Source organism: Amycolatopsis albidoflavus (assembly GCF_039525725.1).
Taxonomy (GTDB): Bacteria; Actinomycetota; Actinomycetes; order Mycobacteriales; family Pseudonocardiaceae; genus Amycolatopsis; species Amycolatopsis albidoflava.
Genome location: NZ_BAAAHV010000012.1, coordinates 492,542 through 518,700, shown reverse-complemented (window position 1 = coordinate 518,700; position 26,159 = coordinate 492,542). Strand labels below are relative to the sequence as shown.

Sequence of the window (26,159 nt, the reverse complement as noted above, 5' to 3'; positions counted from 1 at the left end):
ACAACAGCTGTAGTCACTTCGCCGACCCGCCGAGGAGCCGCGATGAGCAGGGAAGTCCCCGAGCCGCTGGGACCGGACTCGCTGACCTGGAAGTACTTCGGCGACTGGCGCGGGCTGCTGATCGCGCTGTGGGCCGGGTCGATGCAGAACATGCACCCGGGCCTCGGCGCGGGCGTCGAGGAGCATTCGCGGTTTTTCGAGGAGCGGTGGCAGCGGCTCTTCCGTTCGCTGTACCCGATCGGCGGCGTGGTCTACGACGGTCCGCTCGCGCACCGCACGGCGCTGGAAGTGCGCGGCTACCACGACCGGATCAAGGGCGTGGACAAGCAGGGCCGGCGCTATCACGCGCTCGACCCCGACACGTATTACTGGGCGCATTCGACGTTCTTCGTCAGCACCATCCTGATCGCCGACAATTTCATGGGCGGCATCGGCGAAGAGGAGAAACGCACGCTGTTCGACGAACACGTGCGCTGGTGGCGGATGTACGACATGACGATGCGGCCGGTGCCGGAGTCGTGGGAGGACTTCCAGCGGTACTGGAAGCACATGTGCGCCGAGGTGCTGGAGGACAACAAAGCCACGCGCGACGTCCTCGACCTTCGTGGGATCGCCAAGCCGCCGTTCCTGCCGTGGCTGCCGGATCCACTGTGGACACCGGTCTCGAAGATCATCGCCAAACAGTTCGTGTGGCTGACCGTCGGCCTGTACGACCCGGAAGTGCGCGACCTGCTCGGCTTTCGCTGGACCGTGCGGGACGCCCGGCGGCACCGGCGCGTCGGCAAGCTGATCAACGCGGCGTTCACGCTGCTTCCGCACGATCGCCGCTACCATCCGCGGGCACGGGCGGGCTGGCGGCGCGCCCGCGGCGCACTGGCCCCGGGGACGCCGCCGGTCGAAACCCCGCGCCGCAATCTTCCCCCGCTCGCCGAGCGCGGGGAACCGGAGCACTACTCGCCGGACGTGCCGTGAAGGACTCCTTGAGGGAATCAGATTCCCTCAAGGAGTCCTTCACGGACCTTCGAGATCAGGAGGGCTGATGAAGCTGGGCTTTCACCTCGGGTACTGGGGGAGCGGGCCGATCCCGGGCGCGCAGGAGACCGTGCTCGAAGCCGAACGGCTCGGGTTCGACTCGGTGTGGTCGGCCGAGGCGTACGGGTCGGACGCGTTCACGCCGCTCGCCTGGGTCGGCGCGGCGACCAGCCGGATCAAGCTCGGCACCAACATCGTGCAGATGTCCGCGCGCACCCCGACCGCCACCGCGATGAGCGCGCTGACCATGGACCACCTCTCCGGCGGCCGGTTCGTGCTCGGGCTCGGCGCCTCCGGCCCGCAGGTGGTGGAGGGCTGGTACGGCCAGCCGTATCCGAAGCCGCTGGCGCGCACGCGGGAGTACGTCGAAATCGTGCGCAAGGTGCTGGCCCGCGAGGAACCGGTGACCATCGACGGGCAGTTCTTCCAGCTGCCGCTGCAGGGCGGGACCGGACTGGGCAAACCGCTGAAGCCGACCGTGCACCCGCTGCGCGCGGACCTGCCGATCTACCTCGCCGCCGAAGGCCCGAAGAACGTCGCGCTGGCCGCGGAAATCTGCGACGGCTGGCTGCCGCTGTTCTTCTCGCCCAAATCCGACGGTTTCTACCGGGCCGCGCTGGAAGAGGGTTTCGCCCGCCCGGGCGCGCGGCGGAGCGGCCTGGACGGTTTCGAGGTGGCCGCGTCGGTGCCGGTGATCGTGCACGACGACGTCGAGGAGGCGGCGAGCTTCATCAAACCGGCCTTGGCGTTGTACATCGGCGGGATGGGCGCGAAGAGCGTGAACTTCCACCACGACGTCTTCGCCCGGCTCGGGTACGCGGATGTGGCGGACAAGGTGCAGGAGCTTTACCTCGCCGGGCGCAAGGAAGAGGCGGTGAAGGCGATCCCGACTTCGCTGGTCGAGGACACTTCGCTGATCGGGCCCGCGGAGAAGATCCGGGAGGAATTGTCCGCTTGGGAGTCGACGGTGGTGACGACGTTGCTGCTGCGCGGGGACGCGGGGTCGTTGGCCAGGGCGGCGAAAGCGCTGTCCTGACCCCTCGACCCCTCGGGGCGGCCCCGCGTATTTCGTCGGCACCGCGAGCCCCCGGCGTGCGTCAAAGCGGCCATGCGCAAGCTCTCTGCTCTGTTCCTCGCCGGGGTCGTCGCGTTGCTGGCCGCTGGCTGCGCGGCAGGCGTGGAAGCCGTCGACGCTGCGCGGGCGGCGAAGTACAAGGCGGCGGTCGCGACGCTGCCGCACGTGGTCAGTGTCGAGAGCAACTGCCGGACGAATGTCGGGATGGGCCGGACCGGCAACGTGGTGATCGATGCCGACACCGATGACGAGGCGGTGCGGAGGACCGTGCTCGCGGCGGCGTTCCCGGCGATCGTCAAGGCCGCCGACGGGGACCCCGAGGTCAGTCTCGGCATCCAGGTCGTCTCGGCGTCGAGCGGCACCGCCGTCACGCCGGAGGACCTCGGCTACTCCGGGACCGGAACGCTCGACAGCTACCGGGCCTTCCTCGCCGGTCACCCTGAGCTGCACCCGTGAAAGGCCTGTCCGGAAAGCAAGGCGGTAATCGGCCCGGTACGGCCGGTGCATCACGACGGTGGCACGATTCCTCCCGACCACTACCGGGGAGCGGCGAAGATCCATTAGGCATGCGTTCGTCGTTCCGCCTTCGAGGAGGACCTTTGGCGTCGCTGTCCCGCCGCACGAGATTCCGCTACTCGCTCGGCTCCTTCGTCACCGGCGGGTTCGGCACGGTGCCGGGGCTGCTCCTGCTGCCGTACCTCACCGACACGATGGCCGTGCCCGCGGCGGCGGCCGGGGTGATCGTGTTCGTGCCCAAGGCGTGGGACGTGGTCTTCAACCCGGTCGCCGGACGGCTGTCGGACGCCGACCTCGCGCGCACCGGCAGCAGGCGGCGGTTCCTGCTGCGCGGCGGGATCGGCGTCGCGATCCTGTTCGCCGCGCTGTTCGCGCATCCCGGCTTCGGCACGCCGGTGTGGGACGCGGCGTACGTCGTGGCGATGTTCTTCCTGTGCGCCACCGCGTACGCGTTCTTCCAGGTGCCGTTCAACGCGCTTCCGGCCGAGCTGACCGATTCCGCCGAGGAACGCACGAAACTCACCAGCGTCCGGATCGGCGTGCTGGCGGTCGCGGTGCTGGTGTCCGGCGGCGGCGCCCCGGCGATCACCGACCTGCTGCCCGGCGTCGCCGGCTACCGGGTGATGGGCCTGGTGATGGCGGTGATCATCCTGGCCGCCACGCTCGGCGTCTACTTCGGCCTGAAGGGCGCGCCGGTCGGCTCGCTGCGGCCCAACACGGTGCGGCTCAAGGAATTGGCGCGCACCATCGCGCAGTGGCGCTCGTTCCGGTGGCTGCTGGGCGTCTACTTCATCCAGGCGCTCGGCATCGGCACCGTGCTGGCCGCGATCCCGTACTTCGCGCAGCACGTGCTCGGCGACCCGAGCTACCGCACCTACCTGTTCGTCGGCTTCGTCGGGCCCGCGCTCGTCACCATGCCGGTGTGGCCGCGGCTCGGCGCGCGCTGGGGCAAGCTCGCCGGATTCCGGATCGCCACCACGTCGTTCTTCGTCGGCCTGGTGGCGATGTACTTCGCCGACAAGCTCCCGTTCGCCGCGACGCTGGTGTTCGTCGCGCTCGCCGGCGTCGGCTACGCGGGCATTTCGGTGTTCCCGCTGGCGATCCTGCCGGACCTGATCAGCGCCGAGGAGGAACGGACCGGCGAGACCCGGGCGGGCGTCACCGCCGGCGTGTGGACCGCGTCCGAGACGCTCGGGCTCGCGCTCGGGCCGGGACTGCTCGGCATCGTGCTGCAGGCCGGGAGCTACGTGTCGAGCACCGGCTCCACTGCCGTCCCCCAGCCGCCGTCGGCGATCACCGCGATAGTGATCGGCGCTTCGGTGCTGCCCGCGGTGCTGATCGCGCTCGGCATCCCGCTGCTGCGCCGTTCGGTGCTGGAGAAGCAGCCGTGAACGACGTTCTCGCGCGGCTGCGCGAACTCCGCTCCGGCGACCTGCCGACGCACGGCGGCCGCACGCTGGCCTACGTCTACGACAGCGGACTGTCCGAAGTGGACGAAATCGCCGCCGCCGCGCACGCGCTGGCCAGTTCCGCCAACGGACTCGACCCGACCGCGTTCCCCAGCCTGCTGCGGTTGGAGAACGACCTGGTCGCCCGCGCGGCCGGGCTGCTCGGCGGCACCCCGGACACGGTCGGCTCGGTGACGTCCGGCGGCACCGAATCGTGCCTGCTGGCGGTCCTCGCCGCCCGCGACTCCCGGCCGGACATCGAGGCGCCGTCGATCGTCCTGCCGGAAACAGCGCACGCCGCGTTCCACAAGGCCGCGCACCTGTTCGGCGTGCGGAAGGTCGTGGTGCCGGTCGATCCGGAGACCTTCCGCGCAGACCCGGCAGCGATGACGGCGGAGATCGACGACTCCACCGTGCTCGTCGTCGCGAGCGCGCCTTCGTACGCACACGGCGTCGTCGACCCGATCACGGAAATCGCCGCCGCGGCTTCGGCGCGCGGAGTGCGCATGCACGTCGACGCGTGCATCGGCGGCTGGGTGCTGCCGTACTTCGCGAAGCTCGGCGCGGACCTGCCGCCGTTCGACTTCCGCGTTTCGGGCGTCACCAGCATTTCGGTGGACCTGCACAAATACGCCTACTGCGCCAAGGGCGTCTCGGTGCTGCTGCACGCTTCCGCGGAACTCCGCCGGCCGCATTTCTTCGCGAGCGCGGCCTGGCCCGGCTACACGATGCTCAATCCGACGCTGCAGAGCACCCGCTCCGGCGGCCCGCTCGCCGCCGCCTGGGCCGTTGTGCACCACCTCGGCGAGGACGGCTACCTGAAGCTGGCCTCGCGCACCCGGGAAGCGGTGGACCGGATTCGCGCCGGCGTGGCTTCGCTTCCGGGCTTGCGCGTGCTGGGCGACCCGGTGTCGACGCTGGTCGCGTTCGCCGGGTCGGACGGCTTCGACCTGTTCACCGTCGCCGACGAGATGAAGGCTCGTGGCTGGTATGTCCAGCCGCAGTTCGCGCACGGGACTTCTCCGCTGAATCTGCACCTCACCGTCACCGCGGCCAATCACGGCAGCGAGCCGGAATTCCTGGCTGATCTGGCCGCTTCGGTCGAGGCGGCGCGCACGGAAGGCCCGGTGCGGGTCGATCCGGACGTGGCCGCGTTCGTGGCCGCGCTGGACCCGGCGACGCTGACGTCCGAACAGTTCGGCGGACTCCTCGCCGCGGCGGGCCTGACCGGCGCCGGCGGGCTGCCGGAACGGATGGCCCCGGTCAACGCGTTGCTGGCGGTCGCGCCGGAACCGTTGCGGGAGCGGCTGCTGGTGGAGTTTCTGGGCGCGCTGTACACGCCGTCGCGGGACTAGCGCAACCGACCGGCGGGTCGCCCGTCTAGTGATCATGGGGAGTTCCGAGAAAACTCGAAGACCGGGTTTGGCGCTGGCCGCGGTCGTGTTCCTGCTCGGCTGGCTGTTGGCCGCCGCCGTGAGCTACTTCGTCGTGCCGATCAGCGGCGTGATCCCGGTGCCGGTCATCGTGCTGACGGCGGGAGCGTGGCTGACCGCGGCGACGGCGACGGGCATCAGCGCGTGGCTGGTGTGGCGGGGGCTGCGCTGGCCGGGTCTCGCCGGATACGCGGTGCTCGCCGCGGCGTGCGCGGTGCTGATGGCCAGCACCAACTGGGTGCACTTCTACGCCGCTAGCTGGTACTCGATGCACCGAGCGGACTATGCCGACGTGCTGCGCTCCCTGAACGAGCTCAAGAAGGGCGAAAAGCCGCCGCCGGCGATTTCGCGGATCAACAACGACCCGGACCGGCCGGTGTGGTTCGTCCGCGCCTGGGCGGGGATTCCCGACTGCGCCGCCGGGTTCGCCCACTTCAGCGGTTCCCCGGAGAAGTACCTTCCCGGCCGTCCCGTCGACCAGTACGACTACCTCGACGGCCTGGGCTGTGCCGTCCGCCCGACGGTCGAACTGGGCGATGGCTGGTGGTGGGTCGAGTAGCCGTTTCGCAACCGGACTGGTTGCGAAACGCCCCTGACCTCAGAGGGTCCGGCCGAGGAGCGGCAGCAGCCGTTCCCAATGCCGTCGCAAGCCGGCGGGGTTGAAGGAATCCGTGTCGGCCATGGTGAATCCGTGGATCGTGCCGGGGTAGATCTCGGACGTGTAGCTCACCCCTGCCGCATCAAGGGCTTGGTTGAGTTCGCCGAGAGTTTCCGGCGTCAGGTCGGAAGCGGCGTGTCCGAAGTGCGCCTGCGCGGTGAGCTGAGCGAAACTCTCCGGCCCGGCAGCACCGACCGGGGCATGGAATCCGGCGACAGCCGCCACCTGATCCGGATGGGCCGCCGCGGTGCGGACTGCGTGGAGGCCGCCGATGCAATAGCCGGTGACCGCGACCGGTCCGACGCTGACTTCCGGCTGGGCGGTCAGGAATTCGAGGTAAGCGCTGGCATCGCGCAGCACCAGCTCGGGGGTGTGCGCTTCGATCAACGGCATCACCTGAGCGAAGACCCCGGGACGCTCGTCCGCTCCGATGAACTCCGGAAGTTCGAGCACTGGCGCGGGCCCGTGCCGGTAGAAATAGTTGGGAACCAGCACGTAGTACCCGTGCGAGGCCAGTTCGAGGGCCAGGTCGCGCAGTACGGGCCGGAGCCCGAAACCGTCGGCGTACATGAGCACGCCTGGGTGCCGCTCGCCGTCGTCCGGGAACGCGGCGAAGGCGTCGGCTTGGCCGTCAGGGGTGGGGATCAGCAGAGTCTTGCCGGGCATGAATGTCTCCTGTCGTCGTTGAGGCGCCTGTGGTCACGACGAAGGAGGCGGGGCCCGCGCGGCGCTCAGAAGAGCGCCGGGTAGCCGATCCGTGAGTGGCGCGAAGCCGTCCCGGTAGTCATCGCTGATCAACGTAGCCCATCGGGCGGCGCTGGTCGAGCCGCGGCTTGACGTCAAGTCCGCTTGATGTTGAAGACTTCCGGTGATCGACACGAATGGTGGAGGCAGCGATGAGCAAGGCGATGGGGTTCCGTGAGCTGGGCGGGCCGGAAGTGCTGCGGCTGGAGGAGGTGCCGGAGCCGCATGCCGGACCGGGGGAGGTGCGGATCCGGATGAAGGCCGCGGGGCTGCAGGCGTTCGACGTCGCGGTGCTCGCGGGGCTCATCCCGGTGCCGGAACCGGGCGCGTTCACCGTGCCGGGCAACGAGTTCGCCGGGGTGATCGACGAAATCGGGGAAGGCGTCGAAGGGTTCGCGGCGGGCGACGAGGTGCTCGGCTTCGGCCGGTTGGGCGCGTATCAGGAACTGGTTGTCGCGGCGCAAGACCAGGTGGTGCCCAAGCCGCCGGAGATGCCGTGGGAGGTCGCGGGCGCGTTCACCGCGGCGGCGCAGACCGCGGACATCGCGGTCGAGGTGATCAACGTCGGCCCTGGTGACACGGTGTTGGTGCACGGTGCGGCAGGTTCCGTCGGGGCGATGGCGGTGCAGTTGTCCCAACTGCGCGGTGCGAAGGTGCTCGGCGTCGCGCGTCCCCAGTGGCACGAGCAGGTACGGGCGCTCGGCGCGATTCCCCTTGCGTACAGCGAGGATTTCGTCGAACGGGTGGCTCCGCATGGCGTCACGGCGTCGATCGACGGGGTCGGCGGTGCCGCGCTGGAGTACACGCTGGAACTGATCAAAGACCGGTCCCGGATTCTTACTCTGGTCGAGCACGACCGCGCCGGCGAGCTGGGCGTCCGGCTCACGGTGAACGACCGCTCGGCGTCCCGCCTCGCGCGGCTGGCGGGCCTGTACGCGAAAGGCGAGCTGACGCACCGCATCATGGCGACCTTCCCGCTCGCCGAAGCCGCCGAAGCGATGCGGACCTATCAGGCAGGCAACATCCACGGCAAGATCGCGCTCACGATGGACTGACCTAGTCCTGGTGGAAGTACCGCTTCCCCCGTGACGCCGACGCCAGCGCGGCGACCAGCGCCATCGCCGCGGCCGCGACGAACACCGTGAGCAGTCCGTCGTGGAACGGCCCGGAAATGAGGGTCGGGAAGAACTCCTTGCCGGTCAGCGCGGCGGAATCGGCGGGGGAGAGCTGGCCGAGCACCCCGGGCCCGACCAGGTGCGCCACCGGGTTGCTGCCCAGGAAAGCGGCGAAGAGGGTGCTCACCGGCGGCAGCTGGGCGATGTTCGCGGCGACGTCCGCGGGGACGCCGTGCGCCTGCAGCCCGCCGGTGAGCGTCGACGGCAGCGAGCCGGCCAGGCCGGCGATCATCAGCGAGAAGAACACGCCGATGGACAGCGACGTCCCGGAATTCTGGAACGTCGAACGCATGCCGGACGCGACGCCGCGCTGGTGGTCCGGCACGCTGCTCATGATCGCGGAGGTGTTGGGCGCGGAGAACATGCCCTGCCCGATTCCGCTCAGCACGAGCAGCGCCGCGAACGCCGGGTAGCTGAAATCCACCGGCAGCGCGAGCAGCCCGAGGAAAGACCCGGCGACCAGCAGCAGCCCGCCGGTCGAGAAGAGCCGCGCGCCGAAGCGGTCGGAGAGGAAGCCGGAGACCGGACCGGCGATCAGGAACCCGGCGGTGAGCGGCAGCAGGTAGATCCCGGCCCAGAGCGGGGTCTGCTCGTAGTCGTAGCCGTGCAAGGGAAGCCAGATTCCCTGCAGCCAGATGATGAGCATGAATTGCATCCCGCCGCGCGCGATCGCGGTGAGCAGCGCGGCGAGGTTCCCTGCGGTGAAGGCGCGGATGCGGAACAGTGACAGCTGGAACATCGGCGACGGCACCCTGGTCTCGATCACGCAGAACGCCGCGAGCAGCGCGATCCCGGCGCCGAGCCCGCCGAGCACCCACGGGTTGCCCCATCCCGTCGCCGCGCCGCCGTAGGGCTGGATGCCGTAGGTGATCGAAGCGAGGACGATCGCGGTGCCGAGCGCGAAGGTGACGTTGCCGCCCCAGTCAATCCTCGATCGTTGCGGACGGCTGATCTCGCGAAGGCTGCGGATCGACCAGACGGTACCGAAAATGCCGAACGGCACGCTCACCCAGAACACCGCGCGCCAGTCGAGTTCGGCCAGCAGACCGCCCGCGACGAGCCCGAGGAACTGGCCGGCCAGTGCGGTGATCTGGTTGACGCCCAACGCCATTCCCCGCTGTTCGCGCGGGAACGCGTCGGTGAGGATCGCCGCGGAGTTCGCGGTGAGCATCGCACCGCCGACGGCCTGCACCACCCGCCAGCCGATCAGCCACAGCGCGCCGCCGCCCGCGTGGAACGGGTCGAACGACAGCGCCACCGAGGCGACGCTGAAGATCACGAACCCGACGTTGTACATCCGGACCCGGCCGAACATGTCGCCGAGCCGCCCGAGCGTCACCACCAGGACCGCGGACACCAGCAGGTAGCCGAGGATCATCCACAGCAGATAGCCGATGTTGGCCGGGGCCAGCGGGTCCAGGCCGATGCCGCGGAAGATCGCGGGCAGCGAGATGATCACGATCGAGCCGTCGAGCGCCGACATCAGCACGCCGAGCGTGGTGTTGGAGAGCGCTACCCACTTGTACCGCCCGCTGTGCCGCGTCTGGGTTTCGCTCGTCCGGTCCGCCACGATCGACAGCCTAGACTGATAAACCTAGCCTGTTCAACTGGTGCGAAACGGGTATCCCGGACGAACCATCCTGGTAGCGACAGGCTCCTGGCTGCGTTTGTCCGCTTCGCCGAGGATCAGGGGTGGACGAAGGAGAACTCGGTGAAAGCTGCTGTGCTCAGGGAATTCGGGAGCTCGTTGTCGGTCGAGGAGGTCGCGGATCCGGTGCCGGGCACCGGGGAAGTGGTGGTGGGCGTCGTCGCGGCTCCCGTGCTGCATTACACCGCCGAAGTGGTCAGCGGTGCGCGGCGGTATCTGCTCGACCTGCCCGCGATTCTGGGGACCGGCGCGGTCGGCCGCGTGCGCTCGGTCGGTCCGGACGCGACGAAACTCCGGCCGGGCGACTGGGTTCGCTGCGACCCGACCGTCCGCTCCCGCGACGACGCGGTGACGCCCGACGTCGTCCTGCAGGGCTTGACCGCTCGCGGCGACGGCGGATTGGCGTTGCAGCGCCATTTCCGGCACGGAGGGTTCGCCGAGCAGATCATGGTCCCGACGGAGAATGCGGCCCCGCTGGGCTCCCTTGACGAGGCCGACGCCGGTCAGTGGGCGGCGCTCGGGATTTGCCTGGTGCCCTACGGTGGTCTCCTCGACGGCGGACTGCAGCCAGGGGAGACGGTGCTGATCAGCGGCGCGACCGGCACGTACGGCGGCGCGGCGGTCGCCGTGGCGATCGCGATGGGCGCGGGCCGGGTGATCGCGCCGGGCCGGAACCGAGCGGCGCTCGCCGATCTGGAACGACGCTTCGGTCACCGGGTCCGGACTGTTGTGTTGTCCGGCAACGAAGATGAAGACCGCGCGGCAATGCAGTCAGCCGCGGCGGGACCGGTGGACCTGGTGCTGGATCTGCTGCCACCGTCCGCATCGGTCGCGGCGGCGCGCGCGGCGGCGATGACCGTGCGGGAGTTCGGCCGCGTGGTGCTGATGGGCGGGATCGGGGACGACGTGGCGCTGCCGTACCCGTGGCTGATGCTGAACAGCGTGACGGTGCGCGGCCGGTGGATGTACCCGCGCGATGCGGTGCCGAAGCTGATCGCGCTGGCGCGGTGCGGGCTGCTGGACCTGACGCAGTTCGAGGTGGACGAGTTCGCGTTGTCCGCAGTGGGCGAGGCGGTGGAGCACGCGGCTGAGACGGGAGGGCGGTTCCGGCTCACGGTGTTGCGGCCGTGAGCCGGAACTGTCCTCAGTGGACGTGGACCGGTTCCCACGCGGGAAACGGGTCCGCGGCCGCGGCGGCGTCGGACAGACAGGTTTCGAGCGCGTCGAGCAGCGCGGCGTGCTGAAGTCCGACGCCGATGAACACCAGTTCCTGCCGTGGTTCGTCGGCGACTCCCTGCGGTTCGAATCGTGCGACGCTGCCCGCCTGTGACCACAACCCGAGGGTGCCCGGCCGGGTGCTGAGGCTGAAGAATCCCTTCGACCGCAGCACCGTGCCGAACTCGCCGGAGTCAAGCCGTGAGGTGACGAACTCCCACAACCGCACCGGATCGAATGCCCTCGCGGAGCGGAACACGGCGCTGGAGATGCCGTACTCCTCGGTCTCCGGCACGTGATCGCCGTTCAGCTCGGCCACCCAGCCCGGCGCTTGCTGCGCGCGTTCGGCGTCGTACCGGCCGGTGCCGAAGACCCGCGTCAGCGGCACCCGGCCGAACTCCGCGGACACGACGTCGGCAGCCGGGTTGAGGCGACGCAGCGAGGCGAGCAGTCGGTCCTTTTCGGACGGTGTGACCAGGTCGACCTTGTTCAGCAGCAGCACATCGGCGAACTCGACCTGGTCCATCAGCAGGTCGCTGACCGTCCGCTCGTCGCCGTCGTACTGGTCCAGCCGACGCTCGGCCAGGCTGTCGCCTCGGGCCAGTTCGCGGGCGAAGTTCGCCGCGTCCACCACGGTGACCATGGTGTCCAGCCGCGCCGACGACAGCACCGGAGTGCCGTCGTCGGCGGGGAAGGAGAAGGTGGCGGCCACCGGCATCGGCTCGGAGATCCCGCTGGACTCGATGAGCAGATGGTCGAACCGCCCGTCGTCGCACAGCCGCGCGACCTCCTCGAGCAGATCCTCGCGCAGGGTGCAGCAAATACACCCGTTGGTCATCTCGACCAGCCGCTCGTCGGTCCGCGACACGCTGTCCCGCACGAGCGCGGCGTCGATGTTGACCTCGCTCATGTCGTTCACGATCACCGCGACGCGCAGGCCCTCGCGGTTGGCCAGGATCTGGTTGAGCAGCGTGGTTTTCCCGGCGCCGAGGAATCCGGAAAGGACAGTGACCGGGACGCTCACCGCTCAAACCGCTGGAAGTGCTTGATCAGCTTGCGCGGCACCAGCTTCCGCTCGCCGTCCACGACGATCGGCACCAGGTCCGGCACGGCCGCCTTCCACTGCGAGCGCCGGGACCGGGTGTTGCTGCGCGACATTTTCCGCTTCGGCACGGCCATCAGCGCGCACCCCCGCTCCGGCGCTGCCCGTAGCGGCGGTGGAATTTCTCGACCTGGCCTGCCGAATCGAGGATCCGCTGGGTGCCGGTCCAGAACGGATGCGACCACGCGCTGATGTCCACCACCACGAGCGGGTAGGTGTTCCCGTCGGACCAGTCGATCGTGCGGTCCGAGGTGGCGGTGGAGCGGGTCAGGAACGCGTCGCCGGTCGACGAGTCCTTGAAGACCACCGGATGGTAGTCGGGGTGGATGCCGGGTTTCACAGGGTTTCGTCCTTCTGGTTGGCGGCGTTCGCGTGCCGGTCGGGTTCTTCGGTTTCTTCGCAGGGGTCCTCGTGCCAATCCCCGAACGGGTCGGGGTACGCGCGCCAGGCCGCTTCGCCCTCGGCCAGTTCGGCGTCGGTGAGCAGAGCTGCCTGCAACGCGCTCTCGATCTCCGCCGGAGCGGCCTGATCGGTGACGATCACCAGTTCCTGCGCGCGGTCGCCGTGCACCGGGTCCCAGCGCAGCGAGGCGAGCGTGCGGCGTTCGGGGGAGACGTCGGCCCAGTCCGGTCCGTCCGGCGAGGCGAGCCACGGCCCGGCGTGCCCGATGCCGAGCCCGCCGCCCGCCGATTCGATCCAGAACGCGACGTCCGGCTGGCTCGCGACCCAGGCCCGGCCGCGGGTGCGGACCACGCCGTCGAGCAGCAGGTCGATCGCCTCGTGCAGCCGTTCCGGATGGAACGGGCGCTGCGCGGTGAACCGCAGCAGTTCGATGCCGCAGTCCGGGTGCAGCGGCGGGGCACCGCGCAGCAACGCGCCGTGGAGGTCGGTGACCTCGCCGCGGCGGGCGGCGGCGGGGATCGCGGCGAACAGCCCGGCGGCGTCGCTGCGGGCCAGCTCGACGCGGGGCACGGACGGCGCGACCCGGTCCAGCACCGCTGAGGATTTGGCCGCGCACCAGGCGTCCGGCGCGGCTCCGGCGAGCACGAGCACGTCCGCCGATTCCACTTGGGACAGTGCGACCTGCGCGACTGTCCGCTCGTCTTCCGGGCTGCCCTGCAGGCCGCGTTCGGCGAGCAGGTCGTCGCCGGTGACGTCGGCGAGCCAGGTCGCGCAGTCGAGCACGGTGAAGACCGCTTCGAGTTCGACGTCGTCGCTCACCGGGCGGTCGCCGACCAGGACGTTGCGGATCGCCCAGCTCACCGGTTCCGGCTCCATCGCCTCGTCGAGCCGCACGACGATGCGGTCGACCTGAGGCATCCGGGCCAGCCGGCGCAGCAGCGGAAGCAGGTCCTCGCGCAGGGTGCAGTTGACGCAGCCGTGCGCGAGTTCGAGCGGCGTCAGCTCGTCGCGGCCGCGCAGCCGGATCCGGCGGCGGACGACGCCGGATCCGATATCGCGCAGATCGTGGTGGACGACGGCGGTGCCGGGGCTGGCGCGGAGCAGGAGCGCGGCGAGCGCATCGTTCGGGGCCGGGGCGATCCCGCTGCAGAGCACGAGCGGGACACGCGGACGTGGGGGCACTGGATCTCCAGACGACGGGGCGGGGTACGGTGACGAGCGTAGTTGAACATGAATGTCACTATCAACTTGGGAGGGTCCGTGTCAGCCGTGTGCCAGGTCACCGGCCGCAAGCCGGGCTACGGCAAGCAGGTCTCGCATTCGCACCGCCGCACCTCGCGGCGCTGGGAGCCGAACCTGCAGACGCGCCGCTACTACGTGCCGAGCCTCGGCCGCGCGGTGCGGCTCAAGGTGTCGGCGAAGGGCATGAAGACGATCGACAAACGCGGCATCGACGCCGTCGTCGCCGACCTCGTGGCAAAGGGAGTGAAGCTCTAAATGGCGAAAAGCACTGACATCCGGCCGATCATCAAGCTGCGGTCGACCGCGGGGACCGGCTACACGTACGTGACGAAGAAGAACCGCCGCAACAATCCGGACCGAATGGTGCTGCGCAAATACGACCCGGTGGCGCGCAAGCACGTCGAATTCAAGGAAGAGCGCTGATGGCGAAGAAGTCGAAAATCGCGAAGAACGAGCAGCGGAAGGTGATCGCCGCGCGGTATGTCGAACGCCGGCGCGCGCTCAAGGCGGTGATCGCGTCGCCGTCGGCATCTTCGGAGGAGAAGGCCGACGCAGTCGTTGCGCTGCAACGCATGCCGCGCGACGCCAGCCGCACGCGCATCCGCAACCGTGACACCGCCGACGGCCGTCCGCGCGGATACCTGCGGAAGTTCGGCCTGTCCCGGGTGCGCATGCGGCAAATGGCGCACAACGGGGAGCTGCCCGGCGTCTCGAAGTCGAGTTGGTGAGCGCCATGCCTAAACCGGACCGGACGCCGCGCCGCCGCCCGAACCCCTTCCACGCGGCCGGAATCACCAGGGTGGACTGGAAGGACGTCGACCTGCTGCGGAAATTCATCTCCGACCGCGGCAAGATCCGAGCCCGCCGGGTCACCGGATTGACGCCGCAGCAACAGAAACAGGTGGCGACCGCGATCAAGAACGCGCGGGAGATGGCGCTGCTGCCGTACCCCACGGCGGCGCGGAGCTGAAAAACCGGATGCGGGCAGCGGGCACGGCACGCGACCATAGCGGTACGAAACGGGCGTCGCACCAGGATGTCCCGGCACCGGAGGGGTCCACGCCTTGCACGCCCAGCTCACTGTCACGCCTGCCCAGCTGCCCGACATCCTGCTCACGACCGCCGTCGTCCGGCCGGTCTTCCTCTGGGGCGCGCCCGGAATCGGGAAGTCTTCGCTGGTCCGGGAATTCGCGGCGGCGCTCGGCCTGGAGTGCGTCTCGCTGCTCGGCACTCAGCTCGCGCCGGAGGACCTCATCGGCGTTCCGCAGATCGCCGACGGCCGCAGCCGGTTCTGCCCGCCCGAGCAGATCGCTCGAGACGAGCCGTACTGCCTGTTCCTGGACGAGCTGAACGCCGCGGCGCCGGACGTGCAGAAGGCGTTCTATTCGCTGATCCTCGACCGCCGGATCGGCTCGTACGAGCTGCCGCCCGGTTCGGTGGTGATCGGCGCCGGCAACCGCGCCACCGACCAGGCGCTCGCCCGGCCGATGGCCTCGGCGCTGGTGAACCGCCTGGTCCACCTGCACCTGCGCGCGTCGGCGAGCGACTGGCTCGCCTGGGCGGCGGGCAACGGCATCCACCCGGCGGTGGTCGAGTACCTGGCCCAGCGCCCGGACCACCTGTGGAGCCAGCCGCCGAAGACCGAGGAGCCGTTCTCCACGCCGCGGTCCTGGCACATGCTGTCCGACCTGCTGCACTCGGCGGGCGATCCGCTCGAGGACGAGACCGTCGGGCTGCTCGCGTACGCCACGCTCACCCCGCAGCACGCCGGCGCGTTCCGGTCGTACCTGAAGGTCGCCCGGCACGCGTTCGACCTGGAAGCGATCCTCAAGGGCGACGCGCGCTGGCCCGCCGAGCCGGACGAGCGCGACCTGCTCTACTTCCTCGCCGAGACGTTCCGCGTCCGGCTGGCCCGCGACCTGCCTGCGGACAAACGGCACGCGTCGTCGGCGGTGCGGCAGTTCGCTTTCCGCGCGAAGAGCCTGCTGGTCGAACTGGCGGAGATCTCGCTGGAGATGGCGCAGCTGGTGATCGCGGACGACGAGGCGGGCAATCCGCGCCTGCCGTCCTGGTTCCTGGTCGAAGCCGCGCGCGACCTGCCGCGTCTTGTGGCGGCTCGCGCATGAGCGCAGCTTGCAAGCGAATCATGGTTATTCATGCTGGCACCTCCTTTTCGGCCAGCGTGCAACTCGTCATCGAGGTGCCAGCATGAGTGGGGCCCGTACCGACGCGCGCCTTCGCGAACGCCGGAACAAGGCCATCGACGCCGGCTGGGCGCTGGTCCGCGCGAACACCGTCCTGAAGCGGCTCGCGGAGGGCGCGGGCCTGGACCGCACCAGCCTGACCGGCTCCGAGGCCTGGGCAGTCGTCGCCGACAACGGCCTGATCACCGCGAACCGCGCCCGTGACGCCGAACCCGCCGAGTGGGCGTGGGTATTCGCGCATCTGCTGCTGCATCTCGGTCTCGGCCATCTGGACGAGGAACAGCTCGCCGAAGCGGACGCGATCACCGCCGACCGGGGCGTGGAGGCGAGTTACGGCGCGGCGTGTTGCGTTGCGGTGCACCGGTTCGCGGAGGCGGTGCGGGTCGGCGCTCCACTGATGCTGCTGCCCGAACTCCCGGGCACCGACGAGCTTTCCCTTGCCCGCGCGTGGCGCGAAACCGGTGTGCCGGAGGTCTTCCGTGCGTTGGGCACCGGCGGCGACCGGCCGTGCCTGGCGCTCGCCGACCCGCCGAGCCGGTGGGACGTGCAGTACTACGGCAAATCCGAGCCGTGGACCGAGCGGTTCGCGCGCGGCCTGATCGCCTCGGCCACCGAGGCGATGGAGCAGGCCGCCGACGCGCGCGGCCAGACCCGGCACCATCGGAGCCTGGGGGAGTGGGACCGCGCGCTGGGCTGGTTCGCGTCGTCGTTCCCGCTGCTCGGCGCGGTGGCCGCCGGTTTCACCCTGGTCGTCGATCCCGAAGTGGTCCGCGCCTGGGACATCTCGGTCGCGGCGGTCGACGCCGAGCACGGCGAGATCTACGTCAACCCGAACGCCGCGCTGACCGCCGAGGAATGGCGGTTCGTGCTCGCCCACGAGATGCTGCACGCCGCGCTCCGGCACGACCGCCGCGCGCTCGGCCGCGACCCGTATCTGTGGAACGTCGCGTGCGACTACGTGATCAACGGCTGGCTGGTCGCCCTCGGCGTCGGCGAGCTGCCCAGCGACGGCCTGCACGATCCGCAGCTCGCCGCGCTGTCCGCGGAATCGGTGTACGACACGCTGACCACCGATCTTCGCCGCGCCCGCAAACTGCGCACGCTGGGCGGTCGCGAGGCAGGCGACGTCCTGGGCGACTGGCTGTCCGAGCCGGACGCCGCCGCCCGCCGCTCCTCGCGCCGGGCGGAACCGAAGCCGCTGCCGTGGCGCGAGGGCGACCGGGCCGGCGGCGTCGATCTGGACGAGTTCTATCGCCGCGCGCTCAGCCAGGGGCTGGTCTACCACCACGCGCAGGGCCGCGGTCTGCTGCCGCTCGGGCTGGAACAGGAGATCCGCGCGCTGGACCATCCGCCGCTGCCCTGGGACGCGCAGCTCGCCCGGTGGTTCGACGAGCACGTCCAGGCGGAGCAGCCGGTGCGCAGCTACGTGCGGGCGTCGCGCCGGCAATCGGCGACGCCGGACATCCCGCGCCCGGGCCGGGTCTTTCCGGAGCAGCTCGAACGCCGCGCGACTTTCGGCGTCGTGCTGGACACCTCCGGCTCGATGAACGCGGAGCTGCTCGGGAAAGCGCTCGGCGCGATCGCGTCGTATGCGCTGGCCCGCGACGTCCCGGCCGCCCGGGTGGTGTTCTGCGACGCGGCGGCCTACGACGCCGGCTACCTCGCGGTGGAAGACATCGCGGGCCGGGTGAAGGTCCGCGGCCGCGGCGGCACGCGGCTGCAGCCCGGCGTAGACCTGCTGCGCCGCGCCCCGGATTTCCCGGCGGACGGCCCGGTCCTGATCATCACTGACGCGCAATGCGACCACGTCCGCCCGCTCCGCGAACACGCGTACCTGGTCCCGCGCGGCGCCCGGCTGCCGTTCGTGCCGCGCGGCCCCGTCTTCCGGGTGGAATGAAAAGCCTTGCGCGCTAACGGCTGAAGCCACTGCGTGAGGTGGCCGCTTGCGTGCGCGAGTGCGGCGGGTCGAGGATGGATCCAGGACTTCGAAGGCAGTTCTCCGGTTCGGTGCACGTCCCTGTGTCCCATGACGATCTCCTCGGCGATTTCGAGGCAAGGGAGTGGAAATGCCGCTCAACGGGAAAAACGTACCCTTGATGAATTCTGTGTCCCGCCGCCGTTTTCTGTGCACGGCGGCCGGGGCGGGCTTGCTGGCAGTGAGCGCCGAAATGGTGGGCACGGTGGTCGCGCAGGCCGCCCCGCGAAGAATCGGCGCCGGACGATTCGGTCCGAACGAGGATTGGACGTCCGGTGCGTATTACGGTTCGCTGGGCACGTTCTTCGCGGATGTGACCGGTGACGGCCGGGCGGACGCGATTGTCGTCAACTTCGACACGCTCACGGTCCGGCGTTCGACCGGTTCGTCGTTCAGTCCCAACGAGGATTGGACCGGCGGTCCTTATTATGGTTCTCGCGGCACGTTCTTCGCGGATGTGACCGGTGACGGCCGGGCTGATGCGATCGTGGTCAACGATGACACAGTCACGGTCCGCCGCTCGAACGGTTCGGCATTTACGCCGAATGAAGATTGGACCGGCGGCGCTTATTATGGTTCTCGCGGCACGTTCTTCGCCGACGTAACTGGCGATGGCCGAGCGGACGCGATCGTAGTGAACGACGACCGGGTCACGGTGCGCCGCTCGAATGGCTCTTCGTTCGGCCCTAACGAGGATTGGACCGGCGGCCCCTATTACGGCTCGCGAGGCACGTTCTTCGCGGACGTCACCGGCGATGGCCGAGCAGATGCGATAGCGGTGAACGACGACACCGTGACAGTCCGCCGTTCGACCGGCTCTTCGTTCGGCCCCAACGAAGACTGGACCTTCGGCGCGTACTACGGCTCGCGGGGCACGTTCTTCGCCGACGTAACCGGTGACGGCCGGGCGGACGCGATCGTGGTCAACGACGACACAGTCACGGTGCGGCGCTCGACGGGTTCGTCGTTCAGCCCCAACGAGGATTGGACCGGCGGCCCCTACTACGGCTCGCGCGGTACGTTCTTCGCCGATGTGACCGGCGACGGTCGGGCCGACGCGATCGTGGTGAACGACGACACGGTAACCGTCCGGCGCTCGGTGTAACCGTCTTCTCGGTCCAAAGAAACCGGCCATTCCCAGCGGCGCGGTAATGTACCCACGCCGCTGGGAACAACCAGCCGTTACCCGAGTTTCCAAGCCACCGCGTGCATCTTGTAGCCAGTGGTGTCCGCATTCCCGACCACATACCCGCTGTCGGTGATCCACTCGGCCTTGCTGTAGCTGCCGCCCGGCAGGAGCCCGAACCGCACGATGTTCCCGTTGTCGTACCAAACAGTCGCGCGGTTCTGCGAAGCCCCCACGGCGTTCCCGTTCGAGTCGACCCCGGCGACGTCCCCGTCGATGAGATACACGTTTCCGTCCGGATCCCACAGCACCGAATCCCGGTCCGGCGGGTAGAGATAGCCGCTGCCGGTCACGTACCCGGTGGGGCTGACCTGATTGAGCCAGACCGGATGCGGGCTCGGCCATTGCAGGCGCCGCACGACCCCGTCGCGGTCCCAGGTCACCGGAGCGGAGTTGCCGTGCTCGACGTCGGTCAGGTGCCCGGCGATCGTCCCGTTCCGGTTCATGACGTTGTTCGCGCTGGACCACGCCGTCGGCGCGAGGTCGGTGATCGGACCGCCGTTCACCCACCGCACGGAGTGCGCCTTCGTGGGGTTGGAGTCCTGGCCCGAGACGATGGTGCCGTCGGCGGAGATGCCGGTGGCGATGGCCCACGTGTCGCCGGGCAGCGTGCCGAGGTCGGTGACCTGGCCGTTCGGGTCCCAGCGGAACGGGCGCTGCAGACCTTCCGGCGTCTGCCATTCCCCGACGACCACGCCGGTGTCGCTGATCTTCTCGCCCATCGCGTTGTGGTAACCGGGCGGAAGCGACATCAAGGTCGCCTGGCCCGCGGCGTCCCAGCGCGCGGGGATGGCGATGGTCGGCGTCAGCACGTACCCGGCGGCGACGCCCTGGCTGTTGATGGCGCGCGCCTGCCCCTGGGCGGCACCGGGCGTCGGCAACGCGGTCGGGTGCCCGGCGGTGTCCCAGCGGACCGGGTGGTCGACGCGCGGGTCGCGGCCTGCCGATGAGGTGCCGACCGCTGTTCCAGCCTCGTTGACCGCCAGCGCCAAGCTCTGATCGTCCCCGGGCAGCGGAGCGAGATCCGTCGGCGCGAGCGGGTCGGCCTGCGCGGTCCCGGTCGTCGCGCCCGCGAACACGAGCAGGGCGGCGGCGAGCGAGCACGCGCGTCTTCGTCTGGTCGCACCATTCCTGGTCATCATGACTCCCCATCTGATCCGGCGGTGTTCGATCCGGCACTGTGCGGTTTGATCCGGCAGTGTTTGATCCGGCACTGTGCGACAAGCAGTCGTTTCCCGACGCGGCAGTGGTACGACCCGCGCGCGGAATTACTCCCGTGGCGCCGGATTTGCCTGCGGACAGCCGACGTACTTTTGCCGTCGTGTTAACCCTGGCGGCCTAGCGGCGTGGCATGACCCACGCCCGGCGTGCGAGACCGCCCCCCGCCCATATGCTTCCGCGCATGGACGACCCGCACTACCTTTCCGGCCTGAACCTGACCGGCCGCCGCGTCGTGGTCTTCGGCGGCGGTTCTGTTGCCCAGCGCCGGCTGCCCCGGCTGATCAGCGCGGGCGCCCGCGTCGAACTGGTGTCGCCGCACACGACGCCGTCGGTGCAGGGGATGGCGGACGCGGGGGAGCTGGTCTGGCACCGGCGCCGCTACACCGAGGGCGACCTGCGGGACGCCTGGTACGCGCTGGCTTGCACGAGCAGCCCGGAGACCAACGCCGAGATCTGCGCCGAGGCGGAGCGGGAACGCGTCTTCTGCGTCCGCGCCGACGAGGGCGAGTCCGGTTCGGCGGTGACCCCGGCGACCGGACGGCACGGCGGCCTCCTGTTCGGCGTCCTGTCCGGCGGCGAGCCGCTCCGTTCGGCCGCGGTCCGCGATTCGATGCTGGACGGCCTGCACGCGGGCACGATCGAGGACGGCCGCCAGCCGCATCCCGAAGGCACGCTGCCCGGCGTCGCGCTGGTCGGCGGCGGGCCCGGCGACCCGGACCTGATCACCGTGCGCGCCCGGCGGCTGCTGTCGCGCGCCGACGTCGTGGTGGTCGACCGGCTCGGCCCGCGCGATCTGCTGGACGAGCTCGCGCCGGAGGTCGAGGTCGTCGACGCGGCGAAGATCCCGTACGGCCGCGCGGCGAGCCAGGACGTGATCAACCGGACGCTCATCGAGAAAGCCAAGGAAGGCAAGTTCGTCGTCCGGCTCAAGGGCGGCGACCCGTACCTGTTCGGCCGCGGGTTCGAAGAGGTCCAGGCGTGCGCCGAAGCGGGCGTTCCGGTGACCATGGTTCCGGGCATCACCTCGGCGTTCGCGGTGCCCGCGGTGGCGGACGTCCCGGTGACGCACCGCGGCGTCGCGCACGAGGTGGTCGTCGTGTCGGGGCACGTCGCACCCGGCGACGAACGGTCGCTGGTGGACTGGTCGCTGCTCGCCCGGATGCGCGGCACGATCGTGCTGATGATGGGCGTCGAACGGCTGCCGAAGTTCGCCGCCGCCCTGCTCGAAGGCGGCCGTCCGGGCGACACGCCGGTCGCGGTGATCGAGGACGGGACGATGCGGACCCAGCGCGTGCTGCGCTCGACGCTGGCCACGGTGGCCGACGAAGCAGCGGCCGCGGGCGTGCGCCCGCCCGCGGTGATCGTGTTCGGCCCGGTCGCCGGACTTGACCGGAATGAGGCCGGATAACGCCAGACAGCGCGTCATTCGCGCGCGAAGATGTCCGGTATGAGCCTGCCTGCCTTGCCCGAGGAGTCCTTCCAGCGCGTGCTCTGCGTCGTCGCGCACCCCGACGACATGGAGTACGGCACGTCCGCGGCCGTCGCCCGCTGGACCGCGCGCGGCATCGAGGTCGGGTACCTCCTGCTCACCCGCGGCGAGGCAGGCATGCCGAACCCGCCCGAGGAGACGGCCCGGCTGCGCGTCGCCGAGCAGCGCAACGCCTGCGCGGCCGTCGGCGTCGAGCGGCTGACCGTCCTCGAACATCCGGACGGCGTGCTCGTCTACGGCCTCGACCTGCGCCGCGACATCTGCCGCGAGATCCGCCGGTTCAAGCCCGACGTCGTGCTCGGCTGCGGGTTCGACGTCGAAACGCCCTACGGTTTCGACCAGGCCGATCACCGCGCCGCCGGGCTCGCGACGCTCGACGCGATCCGCGACGCGGGCAACCGGTGGGTCTTCCCGGAGCAGATCGACGACGAGGGCCTGGCACCGCATTCAGCGCGCTGGTACCTCGTCCCCGGGCTCGCCGGTTCCGGCGCGACCCACGGCGTCGACGTCACGGGCGAGCCGCTGCGGCGCGGCATCGCCTCGCTGGAAGCCCATGCCGCGTACCTGGCCGCGCTGCCGGATCACCCCGCGCCCGCGGACTTCATCCCGCAGTTCGCGGCGATGAGCGGCAAGGAGCTGGGCGTCGAGCACGCGGTCCTGTTCCGCGCCCACGACCTGCAGGCGCCGCCCGAGTTCCCCGACGCCGACCAGGGGTGACCCGCGAAGGTCCGTGAAGGGCTCCTTGAGGGAATCAGATTCCCTCAAGGAGCCCTTCACGGACCTTCGAGACCGGGGTGGGATCAGGATCAGGCCGGGTAGCGGCGGAAGGCGAAGTCCCGGATCGCCGCGCTGAGCCGCTTCGGGTCGAATCGCAGTTCGACCGGGCTGCGGGCCTGCACGAATTCGGCGTTCGGCAGGTCCTCGGCGAGGCTGCCCGCGTCGCCGAACGGGTGGATCGGGTCGCCTTCGTGGCCGATCACCAGGGTCGGCGTCGTGATCGTGCCCCGGATCGACTTGGGCGGCGCGATTCGGCCGAACAGCACGCCGTGCAGCAGCGCGGCCATCGGAGCCGGGTCCTGGCTCAGCGTGTCCGTGATGACGTCGACCCACTGGTTCCCGTGCGGCACCAGATGCGCCGCCAGCGACACCCCGCGCACCGTCGCGGGCAGGAAGCGCGCGGCGAACAGCAGCGGCGCGAAAGTCAGCAGCCCGGCGACGATCGCGTTGTCCAGCACCGGCATCTCGACCACCAGTCCGCGCGCCCGCGACGGGGCGGCGACGGCCACCTCCAGTGCCACGTTCGCGCCCAGCGAGGTCCCGCCGATCACGGCGTCCTCGATCTCCAGGTGGTCGAGCAGCGCGACGGCCTGCTCGCCGAACGCGGGCATCGAATAGCGCCACGACTGCGTCGGCCGGTCGGAATCGCCGTGGCCGAGCAGGTCGAGCGTGACCACGCGGAATCCCGCGCGGGCGAGCCGGCGGGCCAGCGGCGCGTGCATCCGCCGGGTGAACATGATCCCGTGCATCAGCACCACGACGCGGTCGCCGCTGCCGTATTCGGTGTAGCACAGGCGCTGGCCGTCGTGCCGGAACGAGCCGGACAGCTCGATCGGCCGGGCCTTGCGGGCCGCCGCGGGTTCCGCGGGCGGGGCGTCGGCGACGGGCACGGGTGCCGGATCCATACGGGCGCCTCCCTCTCCACCTCGGGTCTCCAGGAAAGCATCCCGCAGCCGCGTTGGCACAGTGTCAACCGGATGAGCTGGGGTCGGCTCGATGAGTCAAGATGACCGCATGACCGAACCAGTAGCCGCCCTTCCCGAACTCGCCTCGCTCCGCGTCGCCCTCGACGGCGCGGTCGCCGAGGTGACCCTGCTCGGCCCGGGCAAGGGCAACGCGATGGGCCCCGACTTCTGGCGCGAGCTGCCGCAGGTGTTCGCCGCCCTCGACGCCGACCCGCGCGTGCGCGCCGTCGTCCTCGCCGGCAGCGGCAAGCACTTCTCCTACGGCCTCGACCTGCCCGCGATGATGGGCAGCTGGGCGCCGCTGCTCGCCGGCGACGCGCTCGCCGGGCCGCGCACCGAGTTCCACCGCGAGGTCCAGCGGCTGCAGCAGGCGGTCAGCTCGATCGCCGAATGCCGCAAGCCGGTGGTCGCGGCCGTGTCCGGCTGGTGCATCGGCGGCGGCGTGGACGTCATCACCGCCGCCGACATCCGCCTGGCCAGCGAGGACGCCAAGTTCAGCGTCCGCGAGGTGAAGGTCGCGATCGTCGCCGACATCGGCAGCCTGCAGCGCCTCGCGCCGATCGTCGGCGAGGGCCACGTCCGCGAACTCGCCCTCACCGGCAAGGACATCGACGCCGCGCGGGCGGAGAAGATCGGCCTGGTCAACGACGTGTACGCGGACCAGGAGACGCTGCTGGCCAAGGCCCGCGAACTCGCCGCCGAGATCGCCGCGAACCCGCCGCTGGTCGTCCAGGGCACCAAACAGGTGCTGTCGGCGAACACCGAACGCCAGGTCGCCGAAGGCCTGCGCTACGTCGCCGCGTGGAACTCCGCGTTCCTGCCGAGCAAGGACCTCCAGGAAGCCGTCCAGGCCTTTATGGAGCGACGAGCGCCGGAGTTCAAGGGCGAGTAAACAGGCACGGGAAAGCGAGCACGAGGAGTACGACGTGAGCAACGGCGCTGAGGTCACCGGCTACCAGGCATTCCGCGCGGCGCGGGATTATCTGCAGGCCCATCGCGAGGATTACGAGACTGCCTACCGCGAGTTCGCGTGGCCGCAGCTGGACGAGTTCAACTGGGCGACGGACTGGTTCGACGCCGTCGCGGCGGATCCGGCGAACGCGCAGCGGTACGCGCTGTGGATCGTGGAAGAGGACGGCACCGAGAACCGCTGGACGTTCCCGGAGATGTCCGCGCGGTCCAATCAGGTCGCGAACTGGCTGCGCGGCCTCGGCGTCTCGCGCGGCGACCGGGTGATCGTCATGCTCGGCAACCAGGGCGAGCTGTGGGAGACCATCCTCGCGGCGATCAAGCTGGGCGCCGTCGTGATCCCGGCGTCCACGCTGCTCGGACCGGCCGACCTCGTGGACCGGGTGGAGCGCGGCAACGCGAAGCACGTCGTCGTGCGCGACGTCGACGCGGAGAAGTTCGCCGACGTCGCGGGCGACTACACGCGGATCGCGGTCGGCGAACCGGTTTCCGGTTGGCACGCCTTCGAAACCGCATATGCCGAGCCGGCCGGATTCACCCCGGACGGGGTCACCCGCGCCGAGGACCCGCTGCTGCTGTACTTCACCTCGGGCACCACCGCGAAGCCGAAACTCGTGCAGCACACGCACGTTTCGTATCCGGTCGGCCATCTGTCCACAATGTACTGGATCGGCCTGGAACCGGGCGACGTCCACCTCAACATCTCGTCGCCGGGCTGGGCCAAACACGCGTGGAGCAACTTCTTCGCGCCGTGGAACGCCGAAGCGACCGTGTTCCTGTACAACTACGCGCGGTTCGACGCGGTCGCGCTGATGGCGCAGATGGACCGGTGCGGGATCACCAGCTTCTGCGCGCCGCCGACGGTGTGGCGGATGCTGATCCAGGCCGACCTCACCGCGCTGCGGACGCCGCCGAAGAAGGTCGTCGGCGCGGGGGAGCCGCTCAACCCCGAGGTGATCGAGCAGGTCGAGAAGGCGTGGGGCGTCACCATCCGGGACGGCTTCGGGCAGACCGAGACCAGCGTCCAGGTGGCGAACACGCCGGGCCAGGACGTCGTGGCCGGTTCGATGGGCCGCCCGCTGCCCGGGTTCGCGGTCGCCCTGGTCGACCCGGTCACCGGCGAGCGCGCGACCGAGGGCGAGATCTGCCTCGACCTCGCGCACCGGCCGGTCGGCCTGATGGCGGGCTACGCGGACGACGACGAACGCACGTCGGCCGCGTTCGCGGGCGGCTACTACCACACCGGCGACGTCGGCTCGGTCGACGAACGCGGCTACATCACCTACGTCGGCCGCACCGACGACGTCTTCAAGGCCTCGGACTACCGGATCTCGCCGTTCGAGCTGGAGAGCGTCCTGCTGGAGCACGAGGCGGTCGCCGAGGCGGCCGTGGTGCCCGCGCCGGACCCGATCCGGCTGGCGGTGCCGAAGGCGTACGTCGTGCTCGCCTCCGGGCACGAGCCGGACGCCGAGACCGCGCGGGCGATCCTCGCGTACGCGCGGGAGCACCTCGCGCCGTACAAGCGGATCCGGCGGCTGGAGTTCGGGGAACTGCCGAAGACCATCTCGGGCAAAATCCGCCGGGTCGAACTGCGCGGCCGGGAAGGCGGCGAGCGGCCCGAGGGCGAGTTCCGCGAGGACGACTTCCCGGACCTCAAGTCCTGAGCCGCGGTGGTGGCGGCCT

27 protein-coding genes are annotated in these 26,159 nt (G+C 70.2%); 19 read left to right on the top strand and 8 right to left on the bottom strand.

What is annotated here, in order from left to right; genetic code table 11:
- The first annotated feature begins 42 nt into the window (after positions 1-42).
- From ABD156_RS20895 to ABD156_RS20870, 6 genes are all read left to right on the top strand, one after another.
- Positions 43-972 (top strand): oxygenase MpaB family protein, encoded by a 930-nt coding sequence (locus ABD156_RS20895; RefSeq protein WP_344275961.1) that lies wholly within the window; start codon positions 43-45, stop codon positions 970-972.
- A 67-nt stretch (positions 973-1,039) separates the two neighbouring features.
- Positions 1,040-2,068 carry an LLM class F420-dependent oxidoreductase gene (locus tag ABD156_RS20890; RefSeq protein WP_344275958.1) on the top strand — a complete coding sequence of 343 codons (1,029 nt, stop codon included), beginning with the start codon at positions 1,040-1,042 and terminating at the stop codon, positions 2,066-2,068.
- A 72-nt stretch (positions 2,069-2,140) separates the two neighbouring features.
- Positions 2,141-2,563, top strand: coding sequence for a hypothetical protein (locus ABD156_RS20885; protein WP_344275955.1), 423 nt, complete (start codon positions 2,141-2,143; stop codon positions 2,561-2,563).
- 143 nt (positions 2,564-2,706) lie between these two features.
- Positions 2,707-4,014, top strand: coding sequence for an MFS transporter (locus ABD156_RS20880; RefSeq protein ID WP_344275952.1), 1,308 nt, complete (start codon positions 2,707-2,709; stop codon positions 4,012-4,014).
- Positions 4,011-5,426 (top strand): pyridoxal phosphate-dependent decarboxylase family protein, encoded by a 1,416-nt coding sequence (locus ABD156_RS20875; protein WP_344275950.1) that lies wholly within the window; start codon positions 4,011-4,013, stop codon positions 5,424-5,426. The genes ABD156_RS20880 and ABD156_RS20875 overlap by 4 nt, the downstream gene beginning before the upstream one ends.
- 34 nt (positions 5,427-5,460) lie before the next feature.
- Complete coding sequence (locus ABD156_RS20870) at positions 5,461-6,063, top strand: hypothetical protein (protein WP_344275947.1); 603 nt, start codon at positions 5,461-5,463, stop codon at positions 6,061-6,063.
- A 39-nt stretch (positions 6,064-6,102) separates the two neighbouring features.
- Here ABD156_RS20870 and ABD156_RS20865 read toward each other — a convergent pair whose 3' ends face one another.
- Positions 6,103-6,828 carry a dienelactone hydrolase family protein gene (locus ABD156_RS20865; protein ID WP_344275944.1) on the bottom strand — a complete coding sequence of 242 codons (726 nt, stop codon included), beginning with the start codon at positions 6,826-6,828 and terminating at the stop codon, positions 6,103-6,105.
- Between the two features lie 230 nt (positions 6,829-7,058).
- Between ABD156_RS20865 and ABD156_RS20860 the strand changes: the two genes are divergently transcribed.
- The gene (locus ABD156_RS20860) at positions 7,059-7,961 is read left to right on the top strand and encodes an NADP-dependent oxidoreductase (RefSeq protein ID WP_344275941.1); all 903 of its coding nucleotides are present in this window, start codon (positions 7,059-7,061) and stop codon (positions 7,959-7,961) included.
- Between the two features lies 1 nt (position 7,962).
- On the opposite strand, the gene ABD156_RS20855 is transcribed toward ABD156_RS20860, so the two are convergent.
- Positions 7,963-9,651 carry an MFS transporter gene (locus ABD156_RS20855; RefSeq protein WP_344275938.1) on the bottom strand — a complete coding sequence of 563 codons (1,689 nt, stop codon included), beginning with the start codon at positions 9,649-9,651 and terminating at the stop codon, positions 7,963-7,965.
- Between the two features lie 141 nt (positions 9,652-9,792).
- On the opposite strand from ABD156_RS20855, the gene ABD156_RS20850 reads away from it, so the two are divergent.
- The gene (locus ABD156_RS20850) at positions 9,793-10,860 is read left to right on the top strand and encodes a zinc-binding dehydrogenase (RefSeq protein WP_344275935.1); all 1,068 of its coding nucleotides are present in this window, start codon (positions 9,793-9,795) and stop codon (positions 10,858-10,860) included.
- Positions 10,861-10,873: 13 nt separating this feature from the next.
- Here ABD156_RS20850 and ABD156_RS20845 read toward each other — a convergent pair whose 3' ends face one another.
- Genes ABD156_RS20845 through mrf form a run of 4 tightly spaced genes read right to left on the bottom strand, consistent with a single transcriptional unit; the run spans position 10,874 to position 13,630 of the window.
- Complete coding sequence (locus ABD156_RS20845; protein WP_344275932.1) at positions 10,874-11,968, bottom strand: GTP-binding protein; 1,095 nt, start codon at positions 11,966-11,968, stop codon at positions 10,874-10,876.
- Positions 11,965-12,123 (bottom strand): 50S ribosomal protein L32, encoded by a 159-nt coding sequence (gene rpmF / locus ABD156_RS20840; RefSeq protein WP_182889051.1) that lies wholly within the window; start codon positions 12,121-12,123, stop codon positions 11,965-11,967. Before rpmF ends, ABD156_RS20845 begins: the two co-directional genes overlap by 4 nt.
- Positions 12,123-12,386 carry a type B 50S ribosomal protein L31 gene (locus tag ABD156_RS20835; RefSeq protein ID WP_182889052.1) on the bottom strand — a complete coding sequence of 88 codons (264 nt, stop codon included), beginning with the start codon at positions 12,384-12,386 and terminating at the stop codon, positions 12,123-12,125. The genes rpmF and ABD156_RS20835 overlap by 1 nt, the downstream gene beginning before the upstream one ends.
- A complete protein-coding gene (gene mrf, locus ABD156_RS20830; RefSeq protein WP_344275924.1) occupies positions 12,383-13,630 on the bottom strand; it encodes a ribosome hibernation factor-recruiting GTPase MRF in 1,248 nt (415 codons plus the stop codon). The genes ABD156_RS20835 and mrf overlap by 4 nt, the downstream gene beginning before the upstream one ends.
- 78 nt (positions 13,631-13,708) lie before the next feature.
- On the opposite strand from mrf, the gene rpmB reads away from it, so the two are divergent.
- The 7 genes from rpmB (at position 13,709) to ABD156_RS20795 (ending at position 18,974) form a co-directional block, all read left to right on the top strand.
- Positions 13,709-13,945: a 50S ribosomal protein L28 gene (rpmB, locus tag ABD156_RS20825; protein WP_344275921.1), complete on the top strand. Its 237-nt coding sequence runs from the start codon at positions 13,709-13,711 to the stop codon at positions 13,943-13,945.
- Positions 13,946-14,113 (top strand): 50S ribosomal protein L33, encoded by a 168-nt coding sequence (gene rpmG, locus ABD156_RS20820; protein WP_116205050.1) that lies wholly within the window; start codon positions 13,946-13,948, stop codon positions 14,111-14,113.
- Entirely contained in the window at positions 14,113-14,418 is a 306-nt protein-coding gene (gene rpsN / locus ABD156_RS20815) for a 30S ribosomal protein S14 (RefSeq protein WP_344275915.1), read from the top strand. The genes rpmG and rpsN overlap by 1 nt, the downstream gene beginning before the upstream one ends.
- Positions 14,415-14,660 (top strand): 30S ribosomal protein S18, encoded by a 246-nt coding sequence (rpsR, locus tag ABD156_RS20810; RefSeq protein ID WP_182889057.1) that lies wholly within the window; start codon positions 14,415-14,417, stop codon positions 14,658-14,660. Before rpsN ends, rpsR begins: the two co-directional genes overlap by 4 nt.
- A 94-nt stretch (positions 14,661-14,754) precedes the next feature.
- The gene (locus ABD156_RS20805) at positions 14,755-15,816 is read left to right on the top strand and encodes an AAA family ATPase (RefSeq protein ID WP_344275909.1); all 1,062 of its coding nucleotides are present in this window, start codon (positions 14,755-14,757) and stop codon (positions 15,814-15,816) included.
- Between the two features lie 82 nt (positions 15,817-15,898).
- A complete protein-coding gene (locus ABD156_RS20800; protein WP_344275906.1) occupies positions 15,899-17,791 on the top strand; it encodes a vWA domain-containing protein in 1,893 nt (630 codons plus the stop codon).
- A 199-nt stretch (positions 17,792-17,990) separates the two neighbouring features.
- Positions 17,991-18,974 carry an FG-GAP repeat domain-containing protein gene (locus ABD156_RS20795; RefSeq protein WP_344275903.1) on the top strand — a complete coding sequence of 328 codons (984 nt, stop codon included), beginning with the start codon at positions 17,991-17,993 and terminating at the stop codon, positions 18,972-18,974.
- Positions 18,975-19,051: 77 nt separating this feature from the next.
- On the opposite strand, the gene ABD156_RS20790 is transcribed toward ABD156_RS20795, so the two are convergent.
- On the bottom strand, positions 19,052-20,194 hold the full coding sequence (locus ABD156_RS20790) for an HAF repeat-containing protein (RefSeq protein WP_344275900.1): 1,143 nt from the start codon (positions 20,192-20,194) through the stop codon (positions 19,052-19,054).
- A 263-nt stretch (positions 20,195-20,457) separates the two neighbouring features.
- Here ABD156_RS20790 and cobA point away from each other — a divergent pair, with 263 nt between their 5' ends.
- Both cobA and ABD156_RS20780 read left to right on the top strand, forming a co-directional pair.
- The gene (gene cobA, locus ABD156_RS20785) at positions 20,458-21,684 is read left to right on the top strand and encodes a uroporphyrinogen-III C-methyltransferase (RefSeq protein WP_344275897.1); all 1,227 of its coding nucleotides are present in this window, start codon (positions 20,458-20,460) and stop codon (positions 21,682-21,684) included.
- 30 nt (positions 21,685-21,714) lie between these two features.
- Positions 21,715-22,482, top strand: coding sequence for a PIG-L deacetylase family protein (locus ABD156_RS20780; RefSeq protein ID WP_344275894.1), 768 nt, complete (start codon positions 21,715-21,717; stop codon positions 22,480-22,482).
- An 89-nt stretch (positions 22,483-22,571) separates the two neighbouring features.
- On the opposite strand, the gene ABD156_RS20775 is transcribed toward ABD156_RS20780, so the two are convergent.
- A complete protein-coding gene (locus tag ABD156_RS20775) occupies positions 22,572-23,447 on the bottom strand; it encodes an alpha/beta fold hydrolase (protein WP_344275891.1) in 876 nt (291 codons plus the stop codon).
- Positions 23,448-23,556: 109 nt separating this feature from the next.
- On the opposite strand from ABD156_RS20775, the gene ABD156_RS20770 reads away from it, so the two are divergent.
- Complete coding sequence (locus ABD156_RS20770; protein ID WP_344275888.1) at positions 23,557-24,399, top strand: crotonase/enoyl-CoA hydratase family protein; 843 nt, start codon at positions 23,557-23,559, stop codon at positions 24,397-24,399.
- Positions 24,400-24,433: 34 nt separating this feature from the next.
- Entirely contained in the window at positions 24,434-26,140 is a 1,707-nt protein-coding gene (locus ABD156_RS20765; RefSeq protein WP_344275885.1) for an AMP-binding protein, read from the top strand.
- Positions 26,141-26,159 lie beyond the last annotated feature (19 nt).

Bases quoted from the DNA above. Each gene is read 5' to 3' on its own strand.
- ABD156_RS20895 (WP_344275961.1), top strand. From the start codon at position 43: ATGAGCAGGGAAGTCCCCGAGCCGCTGGGACCGGACTCGCTGACCTGG.
- ABD156_RS20890 (WP_344275958.1), top strand. From the start codon at position 1,040: ATGAAGCTGGGCTTTCACCTCGGGTACTGGGGGAGCGGGCCGATCCCG.
- ABD156_RS20885 (WP_344275955.1), top strand. From the start codon at position 2,141: ATGCGCAAGCTCTCTGCTCTGTTCCTCGCCGGGGTCGTCGCGTTGCTG.
- ABD156_RS20870 (WP_344275947.1), top strand. From the start codon at position 5,461: ATGGGGAGTTCCGAGAAAACTCGAAGACCGGGTTTGGCGCTGGCCGCG.
- ABD156_RS20865 (WP_344275944.1), bottom strand. From the start codon at position 6,828: ATGCCCGGCAAGACTCTGCTGATCCCCACCCCTGACGGCCAAGCCGAC.
- ABD156_RS20860 (WP_344275941.1), top strand. From the start codon at position 7,059: ATGAGCAAGGCGATGGGGTTCCGTGAGCTGGGCGGGCCGGAAGTGCTG.
- rpmF (WP_182889051.1), bottom strand. From the start codon at position 12,123: ATGGCCGTGCCGAAGCGGAAAATGTCGCGCAGCAACACCCGGTCCCGG.
- rpmG (WP_116205050.1), top strand. From the start codon at position 13,946: ATGGCGAAAAGCACTGACATCCGGCCGATCATCAAGCTGCGGTCGACC.
- rpsN (WP_344275915.1), top strand. From the start codon at position 14,113: ATGGCGAAGAAGTCGAAAATCGCGAAGAACGAGCAGCGGAAGGTGATC.
- ABD156_RS20800 (WP_344275906.1), top strand. From the start codon at position 15,899: ATGAGTGGGGCCCGTACCGACGCGCGCCTTCGCGAACGCCGGAACAAG.
- ABD156_RS20795 (WP_344275903.1), top strand. From the start codon at position 17,991: ATGAATTCTGTGTCCCGCCGCCGTTTTCTGTGCACGGCGGCCGGGGCG.
- ABD156_RS20790 (WP_344275900.1), bottom strand. From the start codon at position 20,194: ATGACCAGGAATGGTGCGACCAGACGAAGACGCGCGTGCTCGCTCGCC.
- cobA (WP_344275897.1), top strand. From the start codon at position 20,458: ATGGACGACCCGCACTACCTTTCCGGCCTGAACCTGACCGGCCGCCGC.
- ABD156_RS20780 (WP_344275894.1), top strand. From the start codon at position 21,715: ATGTCCGGTATGAGCCTGCCTGCCTTGCCCGAGGAGTCCTTCCAGCGC.
- ABD156_RS20775 (WP_344275891.1), bottom strand. From the start codon at position 23,447: ATGGATCCGGCACCCGTGCCCGTCGCCGACGCCCCGCCCGCGGAACCC.
- ABD156_RS20770 (WP_344275888.1), top strand. From the start codon at position 23,557: ATGACCGAACCAGTAGCCGCCCTTCCCGAACTCGCCTCGCTCCGCGTC.